Source organism: Hyphomicrobium sp., assembly GCF_036262015.1.
GTDB lineage: Bacteria > Pseudomonadota > Alphaproteobacteria > Rhizobiales > Hyphomicrobiaceae > Hyphomicrobium_C.
In genome coordinates this window covers 79,495-91,713 of record NZ_DATAJR010000001.1, presented here as the reverse complement: position 1 = coordinate 91,713, position 12,219 = coordinate 79,495, and the positions used below count along the sequence as shown (strand labels likewise).

The following is a 12,219-nucleotide window of genomic DNA, read 5'->3' as shown; positions in this document are numbered from 1 at the left end:
ATGGGCGCCGATCCGGTTCGCCGGTGACGCATAATCCTCTGACGAGGGCCCGCATGAGACGGGAGACCACCCGGAATTCTGCGCTTCTCGCGCCGAACTCCGGTTTGAGCCTTCTGGGTCAGCACCGTGCCGCTCTCCATGCGCGCGGTCGGGACAGGACGAACGTCGCAGCAAAACCCTTCGGGGGCTGAGCTGCGGCAAGGTGCAACCGCGATGCACCCCGCGAGGGGTTCGATCGCAACCAGGAGTGAGCAGGTGGATAGAGCCGCAAAAAAGGCGCTCGTGACGTCCCTCCACGATGTGTTGAAGGACACAGGCGTGGTCGTCGTCGCCCACAACACCGGCATGGTGGCCGCTCAATCGGCAGAGTTCCGCAAGCGCGTCAAAGAAGCGGGCGGCTCTGTCAAAGTGGCCAAGAACAAGCTGGTGAAGCTCGCGCTCAAGGACACGAACGCCGAAGGCATTTCTGATCTCTTCACGGGGCCGACTGTGTTGGCCTACTCGAAGGATCCGGTTGCCGCGGCACGGGTCGCCGTCAAGTACGCCAAGGAGAACGAGAAGCTCGTGATCCTCGGCGGCGCGATGGGTGCCTCCGTCCTTGACGCGAACGGCGTCAAAGCACTCGCCGACCTGCCTTCGCTTGATGAACTGCGTGCAAAGCTGATCGGTCTCTTGAACGCGCCGGCGACGAAGATCGCCCGCACGGTCAAGGAGCCCGGCGCCAAGCTCGCACGCGTCATTCAGGCCAAGGCATCGCAGGGTGGCGAAGCTGCATGACCGTTTCTCGCGGCCAAGCCGCGGGATTAACCGTTGGGCAACACTGAAGAAACCGGCGCCCCAGACGAAAAATGAAACTGGGACAAAGCGCCCCTCTCAAAGGCTAAACCGGAAGGACTATATACAATGTCGGATCTCGCAAAGATCGTTGAGGACCTGTCGAAACTGACCGTTCTTGAGGCAGCTGAGCTCGCCAAGCTTCTCGAAGAGAAGTGGGGCGTGTCGGCTGCTGCTGCTGTGGCCGTTGCGGCTGCGCCGGCTGCTGGTGGCGCAGCTGCCGCTGCTGAAGAGCAGACCGAGTTCACCGTCATCCTGAAGTCGGGCGGCGACAAGAAGATCAACGTTATTAAGGAAGTCCGCGCCATCACGGGCCTCGGCCTCAAGGAAGCCAAGGACCTCGTCGAGGCCGGCGGCAAGACCGTCAAGGAAGGCGTCTCGAAGGACGAGGCCGCCAAGCTCAAGAAGCAGCTTGAGGACCAGGGTGCGGTTGTCGAGCTGAAGTAAGGCAGTTGGGCAGTGGGCAGTTGAGCAGTCGGGACGCCGACGCGCTTCAATTGCCCGCTGCCTACTCACGACTGCCAAAAACGGTTGTCCGGAGCGTCTCGAGGGGGCCAAAAGCCCGCAAAGAGACGTTCCGGTGAGCCGTTTTAGAGGTTCACCAACGAAGCGCAGGGGATGGCGACCTCGGCGCTAGACAAGATGGACGAGTGGTCGTGCAAGCCCTGGGCACGGCCCCGGCGAAATGAGGAGCGGACATGGCTGAGACGTTCAACGGCCGCAAGCGTATTCGTAAGCAGTTCGGTCACATCCGCGAAGTCGCGGAGATGCCGAACCTTATCGAGGTTCAGAAGAGCTCCTACGACGACTTTCTGATGGTCAAGGAGCCGCTCGGCGGCCGTCCTGACGACCATGGCCTGCAGGCCGTTTTCAAGTCCGTGTTCCCGATCTCCGATTTCTCCGGCCGCGCGACGCTCGAGTTTGTCCGTTACGAGTTCGAGCCGCCGAAGTATGACGTCGACGAGTGCATGCAGCGCGACATGACCTACTCCGCGCCGCTGAAGGTGAAGCTGCGTCTGATCGTGTTTGATGTGAACGAGGAGACGGGCTCCAAGTCGATCAAGGACGTCAAGGAGCAGGACGTCTACATGGGCGACATGCCGCTCATGACGCTCAACGGCACCTTCGTCATCAACGGCACCGAACGCGTCATCGTCTCCCAGATGCACCGCTCGCCGGGCGTGTTCTTCGATCACGACCGCGGCCGCACGCATGCGTCGGGCAAGCTACTCTTTGCCGCCCGCATCATCCCTTACCGCGGCTCCTGGCTCGACTTTGAGTTCGACGCCAAGGACAACGTCTATGTGCGCATCGATCGTCGCCGCAAGCTGCCGGTGACGACGCTGCTTTACGCGCTGGGTCTCGACGACGAGGAGATCCTGTCGACGTTCTACAAGCAGATCCCGATCAAGGAATCGAAGCGCGGCTGGAAAATGCCGTTCATGCCGGAGAAGATGCGCGGCATGAGCCCGCTCGCCGACCTCATGGACGCCAAGTCCGGCGACGTCGTGGCGAAGGCGGGTGAGAAGATCACCGCACGTAAGGCACGCGAGCTGGCGGAGAACGGCCTGAAGGAAGTCCTCGTTTCGTCCGAGGACCTCGCCGGCCGCTACATCGCCGAGGACATCGTCAATCTCGACAACGGTCAGATCTACGCCGAGGCCGGCGCGGAGCTGGACGCGAAGCTGCTTGCCGAACTCAAGGATCAGAAGGTCAAGGAGTTCCACCTCCTCGACATCGACCACGTCAACATTGGACCGTTCATCCGCAACACGCTGAACATCGACAAGAACTCGAACGGCCAGGAAGCGCTGATGGACATCTACCGGGTCATGCGCCCGGGCGAGCCGCCGACCATCGAGGCGGCGACCAATCTGTTCCACAGCCTGTTCTTCGATGCAGAGCGCTACGATCTCTCGGCCGTCGGCCGCGTGAAGATGAACATGCGCCTCGAGCTTGATGCGCCCGACACCATGCGCGTGCTGCGTCGCGAGGACATCCTCGCGGTCATCAAGACGCTCGTGGACCTGCGCGACGGCCGCGGCGAGATCGACGACATCGACCACCTCGGCAACCGCCGCGTTCGCTCGGTCGGCGAGCTGATGGAGAACCAGTACCGCGTCGGCCTGCTCCGCATGGAGCGTGCTATCAAGGAGCGCATGAGCTCGGTCGAGATCGACACGGTCATGCCGCAGGATCTCATCAACGCCAAGCCGGCAGCGGCAGCCGTGCGCGAGTTCTTCGGCTCGTCGCAGCTTTCGCAGTTCATGGACCAGACCAACCCGCTCTCCGAGATCACCCACAAGCGCCGTCTCTCGGCACTTGGTCCGGGCGGTCTGACGCGCGAGCGCGCGGGCTTCGAAGTCCGCGACGTGCATCCGACGCACTACGGCCGTATCTGCCCGATTGAGACGCCGGAAGGTCCGAACATCGGCCTCATCAACTCGCTCGCGACCTTCGCGCGAGTGAACAAGTACGGCTTCATCGAGAGCCCGTACCGTAAGGTGAAGGACGGCAAGGTCACCGACACCGTGGTCTATCTCTCCGCCATGGAGGAGATGCGCCACCACGTTGCTCAGGCCAACGCCGATATCGACGCGAAGAACAGCCTGACCGAAGACCTCGTCACCGTCCGTTATCAGGGCGACGTGATGCTGGTGCCGAAGGACCGCGTCGACTACATCGACGTGTCGCCGAAGCAGCTCGTCTCCGTTGCGGCCGCGCTCATCCCGTTCCTCGAGAACGACGACGCCAACCGCGCGCTGATGGGCTCGAACATGCAGCGTCAGGCTGTGCCGTTGGTGAAGGCCGAGGCACCGCTCGTCGGCACCGGCATGGAAGAGCGTGTCGCGCGTGACTCGGGCGCCGCGATCGCGGCCCGCCGCGCTGGCATCGTCGATCAGGTGGACGCAACGCGTATCGTTATCCGTGCTACCGACGAGACCGATCCGTCGAAGCCGGGCGTCGACATCTACCGTCTGCGCAAATTCCAGCGCTCGAACCAGAACACCTGCATCAACCAGCGCCCGCTGATCAACGTCGGCGACCGGGTTGAGGCTGGCGAAATCGTTGCCGACGGCCCGTCGACGGACCTTGGCGATCTGGCACTCGGCAAGAACGTGCTCGTCGCGTTCATGCCGTGGATGGGCTACAACTTCGAGGACTCCATCCTCCTCTCCGAGCGCGTCGTGTACGACGACGTGTTCACCTCGATCCACATCGAGGAATTCGAGGTCATGGCTCGCGACACCAAGCTCGGGCCGGAGGAAATCACGCGCGACATTCCGAACGTCTCGGAAGAAGCGCTGAAGAATCTCGACGAAGCCGGCATCGTCTACATCGGCGCCGAGGTGAACCCGGGCGACATCCTCGTCGGCAAGATCACGCCGAAGGGTGAGAGCCCGATGACGCCGGAAGAGAAGCTGCTTCGCGCCATCTTCGGCGAGAAGGCATCCGACGTACGCGACACCTCACTGCGTCTGCCGCCCGGCGTCACGGGCACGATCGTCGAGGTTCGCGTCTTCAACCGTCACGGCGTCGACAAGGACGAGCGCGCCATGGCGATCGAGCGCGAGGAGATCGAACGCCTCGCCAAGGACCGCGACGACGAGCTGCAGATCCTCGACCGCAACGTCTATGCGCGTCTCAAAGACTCGCTGATGGGCAAGGAAGTCGCCAAGGGTCCGAAGGGTGCACGCAAGGGCACCGAGCTCGACGAGGCGATCCTTGCCGATATCCCGCGCAGCCAGTGGTGGGAGATCGGCCTCAAGGACGAGAAGGCTCAGGCCGAGCTCGAAGCCATCAACAAGCAGTACGAGGAAGCCAAGAAGAGCCTCGAGCGCCGCTTTGTCGACAAGGTCGACAAGCTGCAGCGTGGCGACGAGCTGCCTCCGGGCGTCATGAAGATGGTCAAGGTCTTCGTGGCGGTGAAGCGCAAGATCCAGCCGGGCGACAAGATGGCCGGCCGTCACGGCAACAAGGGCGTCGTTTCGCTCATCGTGCCGTGCGAGGACATGCCGTTCCTTGAGGACGGCACCCACGTTGACGTCGTGCTGAACCCGCTTGGCGTGCCGTCGCGCATGAACGTCGGGCAGATCCTCGAGACGCATATGGGCTGGGCCTGCCGCGGCCTAGGACGCATCATCGATGAGGCGCTGCAGGAGTTCCACGCTTCGGGCAAGGCCGAGCAGCTCCGCGAGGAGATGCAGAGGATCTACGGCAAGGACGTCATCAAGCCGACCGTGAAGGACGATGACCTCGCCTCCGTGGCCGAGAAGCTGACCAAGGGCGTGCCGATCGCGACGCCCGTGTTCGACGGCGCCAAGGAAGCCGATATCGTGCAGATGCTCAACGCTGCCGGCTTCGACAGTTCGGGCCAGGTCCGTCTCTACGACGGCCGCACGGGCGAGCAGTTCGATCGCAAGGTGACCGTGGGCTACAAGTACATCCTGAAGCTCCACCACCTTGTCGACGACAAGATCCACGCCCGCTCGATCGGTCCGTACTCGCTGGTCACCCAGCAGCCGCTGGGTGGTAAGGCCCAGTTCGGCGGTCAGCGCTTCGGCGAAATGGAGGTCTGGGCGCTCGAAGCCTATGGCGCGGCCTACACGCTGCAGGAAATGCTCACCGTCAAATCGGACGACGTCGCGGGCCGCACCAAGGTCTACGAGGCGATCGTCCGCGGCGACGACGCGTTCGAAGCCGGCGTGCCGGAAAGCTTCAACGTTCTGGTCAAGGAAATGCGGGCGCTCGGCCTCAATGTCGAGCTTCTGAACTCCGATGCGCCGGCCGTCGAGGCTGCTCCCGAGGCGGCGCCCGAGCGACCACGGCTGCCGCCCGCCGCGGCTGAGTAAAGAACTCCCCTTCTCCCCGTCGTCTTCGATGGGGAGAAGGTCGGGGTGAGGGGCAGCCAAATTCGCTGAGCCCAGTTTCTGCCCCTCATCCTAGCCTTCTCCCCGCCTAAAGGGAGAAGGAACCACTGAAAAGAATTTTGAGGATCGCGGCCCGCACCCACCGCTGATCCCCCTGGAGAGAGCCGATGAACGAGATCACCAACCTCTTCAAGACGCAGCAGTCGACTCCGACCTTCGACGAGATCAAGATCTCGATCGCATCGCCGGACGATATCCACTCGTGGTCCTTCGGCGAGATCAAGAAGCCGGAGACCATCAACTACCGTACCTTCAAGCCGGAGCGCGACGGCCTGTTCTGCGCGCGTATCTTCGGACCGATCAAGGACTACGAGTGCTTGTGCGGCAAGTACAAGCGCATGAAGTACAAGGGCCTGATCTGCGAAAAGTGCGGCGTTGAGGTGACGCTGGCCAAGGTGCGCCGCGAGCGCATGGGCCACATCGAGCTGGCCGCGCCGGTCGCTCACATCTGGTTCCTGAAGTCGCTACCCTCGCGCATCGGCCTGCTGCTCGACATGACGCTGAAGGACCTCGAGCGCGTCCTCTACTTCGAAAACTACATCGTCACTGAGCCCGGCATCTCCCCCTTCAAGGAGAAGCAGCTTCTGACCGAGGACCAGTACAACCAGGCCATCGAGGAGCACGGGCCCGACAGCTTCACGGCCGGTATCGGCGCTGAGGCCATCCGCGAGCTCATGACCAGCATGGATCTGCCGAAGATCCGTGACGATCTGCGCCAGGAGATCGCCGAGAGCACGACCGACCTCAAGCCCAAGAAGCTCGGCAAGCGGCTCAAGGTCATCGAGAGCTTCATCGAGAGCGGCAACAAACCCGAGTGGATGATCCTCACCGTCGTTCCGGTCATTCCGCCGGAGCTGCGTCCGCTCGTTCCGCTCGACGGCGGCCGCTTTGCGACGTCCGACCTCAACGACCTCTACCGCCGCGTCATCAACCGCAACAACCGCTTGAAGCGGCTCATGGAGCTGCGTGCACCCGACATCATCATCCGCAACGAAAAGCGCATGCTGCAGGAGTCGGTGGACGCCCTGTTCGACAACGGCCGCCGCGGCCGCGTCATCACCGGCGCTAACAAGCGCCCGCTGAAGTCGCTCGCCGACATGCTGAAAGGCAAGCAGGGCCGCTTCCGTCAGAACCTGCTCGGCAAGCGCGTCGACTATTCGGGCCGCTCGGTCATCGTCGTCGGTCCCGAGCTCAAGCTGCACCAGTGCGGCCTGCCGAAGAAGATGGCGCTCGAGCTGTTCAAGCCGTTCATCTATGCGCGCCTTCAGACGCTCGGCCAGGCTGCTACTGTCAAGCAGGCCAAGAAGCTCGTCGAAAAGGAGAAGCCGGAGGTTTGGGACGTCCTCGACGAGGTCATCCGCGAGCACCCCGTGCTGCTCAACCGCGCTCCGACGCTGCACCGCCTCGGCATTCAGGCGTTCGAGCCGCAATTGATCGAGGGTAAGGCGATCCAGCTTCACCCGCTGGTCTGCGCAGCCTTCAACGCCGACTTCGACGGCGACCAGATGGCCGTTCACGTGCCGCTGTCTCTCGAGGCTCAGCTCGAGGCACGCGTCCTTATGATGTCGACGAACAACATTCTGCATCCGGCGAACGGCCAGCCCATCATCGTGCCGTCGCAGGACATCGTCCTCGGCCTCTATTACCTGTCGATCATCCGTGACAAGGAGCCGGGCGAGGGCATGGCCTTCGGTTCGGTCGGCGAGGTGCGTCATGCGCTCGAAGCTGGCGCTGTTTCGCTCCACGCCAAGGTCAAGGGCCGCTTCCGCTACACCAACGCGGAAGGCGAGCAGGTCACCGAGATCGTCGACACCACGCCGGGTCGCATGATCCTGGGCGAAGTGCTGCCGAAGACTCCGGGCGTGAAGTTCTCGCTCGTCAACCAGCTCCTGACGAAGAAGGCCATCTCCGGCATGATCGATGCCGTCTACCGCAACTGCGGTCAGAAAGAGACGGTGATCTTCTGCGACCGCATCATGGCGCTCGGCTTCCACCATGCCTTCAAGGCCGGCATCTCGTTCGGCAAGGACGACATGTTGATCCCCGACACCAAGAGCAAGATCGTGCACGATACGACCGAAATGGTTCGTGAGTTCGAGCAGCAGTACAACGATGGCCTCATCACCCAGCTTGAGAAGTACAACAAGGTGGTCGATGCCTGGTCGAAGTGCACCGATCAGATCGCTAAGGAGATGATGGATCGCATCTCCGCGACCGAAAAGGACAAGGCCGGCCGCGATAAGCCGATCAATTCGGTTTACATGATGAGCCATTCGGGCGCCCGCGGCTCGCCGGCGCAGATGAAGCAGCTCGCCGGCATGCGCGGCCTCATGACCAAGCCCTCGGGCGAGATCATCGAGACGCCGATCATCTCCAACTTCAAGGAAGGCCTCTCGGTTCTCGAGTACTTCAACTCCACCCACGGCGCCCGCAAGGGTCTTGCCGACACGGCGTTGAAGACCGCGAACTCCGGCTACCTGACGCGCCGTCTTGTCGACGTCGCCCAGGACGCGATCATCTCGGAAGCTGATTGCGGAACCGATCGCGGCATCAAGGTGCAGGCAGTTGTCGACGCGGGTCAGGTGATCGTTTCGCTCGGTGCGCGTGTGCTTGGCCGTACTGCGGTCGAAGACGTCGTTGCAACCGCTGCCGACGGCACGGAGTCTGTGATCATCAAGGCGGGCGACCTCATCGAGGAGCGTCACGCCGAGGCGATCGAAAAGGCTCAGATCCAGGAAGTTCGCATCCGCTCGGTGCTGACCTGCGAGACCATCACCGGCGTGTGCGGCAAGTGCTATGGTCGCGACCTCGCGCGCGGTACGCCCGTCAACATCGGCGAAGCGGTCGGCGTTATTGCTGCCCAGTCGATCGGTGAGCCGGGCACGCAGCTCACGATGCGCACGTTCCACATCGGCGGTACGGCCAACGTCGTCGACTCGTCGTTCATCGAGAGCAACTTCAACGGCAAGGTGAAGATCAAGAACCGCGCCATCGTGAAGGACGGCCAGGGCCGACTTATCGCGATGGGCCGCACCATGTCGGTTGTGATCGTCGATCAGTCGGGCAAGGAGCTTGCGACGCACAAGGTCCAGTACGGCGCGCGGCTCCACGTCGACGAAGGCGATGACGTCAAGCGCGGGACCAAGCTCGCCCAGTGGGACCCCTACACGCGGCCCATCATCACGGAAGCCACGGGCAAGATCGAGTTCGAGGATCTGCTCGAGGGCGTGTCGGTTCGCGAGCAGACGGACGAGGTCAAGGGCACGACCAACCGCGTCATCGTCGACTGGCGTGCGACCCCGCGCGGCGCGGAGCTGAAGCCCGCGATCGTCGTGAAGGACGCCAAGGGCAAGCACATCAAGGTCGCCCGTGGCGGCGATGCCCGTTACCTCCTGACCGTCGAGGCCATTCTCTCGGTCGAGCCCGGTCAGGAAGTGAAGGCGGGCGACGTGATCGCGCGTATTCCGCTGGCCTCCGCCAAGCAGAGCGACATTACGGGCGGTCTGCCGCGCGTTGCCGAGCTGTTCGAGGCTCGTCGTCCCAAGGACCACGCGATCATCGCGGAAGTCTCGGGTACGGTCGAGTTCGGCAAGGACTACAAGAACAAGCAGCGCATCAGCATCCGGCCGGATGACGAGGCGCTGGAGCCCGTCGAGTATCTGATCCCGCGCGGCAAGAGCCTGGCTGTTCAGCCCGGCGACCATTTGGAGCGTGGCGATTACATCTACGACGGCAACCCTGCACCCCACGACATCCTTGCGATCAAGGGCGTCGAGGAATTGGCAAACTACCTGATCAACGAGATCCAGGACGTCTACCGTCTGCAGGGCGTGACCATCAACGACAAGCACATCGAGGTCATCGTTCGTCAGATGCTGCAGAAGGTCGAGATCACCGACACCGGCGAGACCGACTTCATCAAGGGCGAGCAGGTCGATCGGATCGAGTTTGACGAGGTGAACGCTAAGATCGAGAAGGCGGGCAAGCGTCCGGCTTCCGCGACCCCGGTTCTGCTCGGCATCACGAAGGCGTCGCTGCAGACGCGCTCGTTCATTTCGGCGGCATCGTTCCAGGAGACGACCCGCGTGCTCACCGACGCTGCCGTTATCGGCAAGTCGGACACGCTGGAAGGTCTCAAGGAGAACGTCATCGTTGGCCGCCTCATTCCGGCCGGCACCGGTGGTATGCTCCGCGGCCTCCGTCGTATCGCTCACAAGCGCGACGAGCTGATCAGCAAGGAGAAGGCGCGCTCGGATGCCGAGAAGGCCCTCATGCCGGCAGGAGCAGATGCCGGGGGGCCTGCCCGCCGTCGCCGCCGCGTTGCGGAATAACGCCGTACGGACAGGCGTTGAGTTGGGGAGGCGGCCGGGCAACTGGCCGCCTCTCGTATTTCCGGCCACGCGCCTTAAATGTGCTCTGGCCGCTGGCTGGCTATCGGTGGATACTTGCCCTATAAGCCCGTGAACGAACACGGCTTGGGCGGACCATCAAGATGGCCTGACAGCCAGAATTGAATACGCTGCGCGGTAGGTTTCCGTGGGGCGGGGTGAGGAAGGTAAAGACGACAATGGCCGCAACTTGGTCTCCCGACAGCTGGCGTTCTCTTCCGATCGTCCAGGTTCCCGAGTATCCCGACGCCGCCGCGCTGAAGGATGTCGAGGGGCGCCTGTCGACGTTCCCGCCGCTGGTCTTTGCCGGCGAGGCACGCGAGCTGAAGAAAGCGCTGGGCGAGGTCGCGCGCGGCGAGGGCTTCATGCTGCAAGGCGGCGATTGCGCCGAGAGCTTCCTCGAGCACCGCGCCGACAACATTCGCGATTTCTTCCGCGTCTTCCTGCAGATGGCGGTCGTGCTGACGTACGCCGGCGGCAGCCCCGTCGTGAAGGTCGGCCGCATTGCCGGCCAGTTCGCCAAGCCCCGTTCGTCGCCCTCGGAGAAGAAGGATGGCGTGGAGCTTCCGAGCTATCGCGGCGATATCATCAACGGCGCCGAGTTCACGCCGGAAGCTCGCATCCCCGATCCTCAGCGTCAGCTCGAGGCCTATCGCCAATCCGCGGCCACGCTGAACCTGATCCGCGCCTTCGCGACCGGCGGCTACGCCGACCTCGAGCGCGTGCATCAGTGGAACATGGGCTTCGTGAAGGACAGCCCGCAGGGTCACCGCTATCAGGAACTCGCCGATCGCATCGCCGAGACCTTGGGCTTCATGCGCGCCTGCGGCATCACGAGCGAGAACACGCCGCAGCTTCGGGCGACGAGCTTCTACACCAGCCATGAAGCCCTGCTGCTCAACTATGAGCAGGCATTGACGCGCCTCGATTCCACGAGCGGAGACTGGTACGCCACCTCGGGTCACATGATCTGGATCGGCGATCGCACGCGCCAGCCCGACCATGCTCACGTCGAGTTCTGCCGCGGCGTGAAGAATCCGATCGGCCTTAAGTGCGGCCCGTCACTCGACCCCGACAGCTTGTTGCGCCTGATCGACATCCTGAACCCGAAGGATGAACCGGGCCGCTTGACCCTGATCTGCCGCTTCGGCCACGAGAAGGTGGGCCAGCACCTGCCCAAGCTCATCCGCGCCGTGAAGAAGGCCGGACGCACGGTGGTTTGGGCCTGCGATCCGATGCACGGCAACACCATCAGCGCTGCCAACGGCTACAAGACGCGTCCCTTCGACCGCATCCTGAAAGAGGTCGAGGCGTTCTTCGACGTCCACCGCGCCGAGGGCTCGCACGCCGGCGGCATCCATGTCGAAATGACGGGGCAGAACGTCACGGAGTGCACGGGCGGCGCCGCGGCGATTTCCGAAACGGATCTCATGGATCGCTACCACACCCAGTGCGATCCGCGTCTCAATGCCGATCAATCGCTGGAACTGGCCTTCCTGGTGGCCGAACGCATGAAGCTTGAGCGTGAAGCGGCGGCCGCCCCCGCGCGATCGCAGGTCGCTCTCGGTTAAGCAAAGCAAGCTTGGGACACCCTGAAATACGAAAGGGTGTCCCAATTCCCTCGGGGAACTGTCGCCCTCATCAGGCGTTTTTCATCCGCATGGCCGCGCATACCACGCGCCGGCCTCAGAAAAGCGGAGGACTAACGCATGGGAAGCTTGAGCAAACAGGGGAGCGCAATGCTCTCCAGCTTTCTGTCGCTCGTCGGCTCCGGCGAAGAGAACTTGGCCAGGAGCGAGTTTGCCGGAACGTGGGCCGTGAAGGATACGGCAGGTAATCCGTTCGAAATTACGCTGTTCGCATCTGGCGTCGCCGAGGCCGATCGGGCCTGCGAAGGCATGACGGGAGCGTGGACCGAGGAAAGCCCCTCGGCAGTGATTACGTGGGATACCGGCTGGACGACAAAGATCACAAAGACGGGAAGTCAATACATCAAGACGGCGTACGATCAGACCGCCGCGGCACCGACGAACACGTCTATTGCCGAGAAGGTGAGAGGCTAGCCC

Annotated in this window: 6 protein-coding genes; all 6 read left to right on the top strand. The window is 63.0% G+C overall.

The annotated features are described in order from the left end of the window. Nucleotides 1-255 precede the first annotated feature (255 nt). The 6 genes from rplJ to VHO05_RS00445 all read left to right on the top strand — a co-directional run bounded on the left by rplJ (nt 256) and on the right by VHO05_RS00445 (nt 12,216). Entirely contained in the window at nt 256-777 is a 522-nt protein-coding gene (gene rplJ / locus VHO05_RS00470) for a 50S ribosomal protein L10 (protein ID WP_329644641.1), read from the top strand. Between the two features lie 126 nt (nt 778-903). Continuing rightward, nucleotides 904-1,281: a 50S ribosomal protein L7/L12 gene (gene rplL / locus VHO05_RS00465; protein ID WP_329644640.1), complete on the top strand. Its 378-nt coding sequence runs from the start codon at nt 904-906 to the stop codon at nt 1,279-1,281. Between the two features lie 251 nt (nt 1,282-1,532). Then, complete coding sequence (gene rpoB, locus VHO05_RS00460) at nt 1,533-5,687, top strand: DNA-directed RNA polymerase subunit beta (protein WP_329644639.1); 4,155 nt, start codon at nt 1,533-1,535, stop codon at nt 5,685-5,687. Nucleotides 5,688-5,872: 185 nt separating this feature from the next. Further along, complete coding sequence (gene rpoC, locus VHO05_RS00455; RefSeq protein ID WP_329644638.1) at nt 5,873-10,096, top strand: DNA-directed RNA polymerase subunit beta'; 4,224 nt, start codon at nt 5,873-5,875, stop codon at nt 10,094-10,096. 236 nt (nt 10,097-10,332) lie between these two features. Then, on the top strand, nt 10,333-11,724 hold the full coding sequence (locus VHO05_RS00450) for a class II 3-deoxy-7-phosphoheptulonate synthase (protein WP_329644637.1): 1,392 nt from the start codon (nt 10,333-10,335) through the stop codon (nt 11,722-11,724). A 168-nt stretch (nt 11,725-11,892) separates the two neighbouring features. Further along, complete coding sequence (locus VHO05_RS00445; RefSeq protein ID WP_329644636.1) at nt 11,893-12,216, top strand: hypothetical protein; 324 nt, start codon at nt 11,893-11,895, stop codon at nt 12,214-12,216. Nucleotides 12,217-12,219 lie beyond the last annotated feature (3 nt).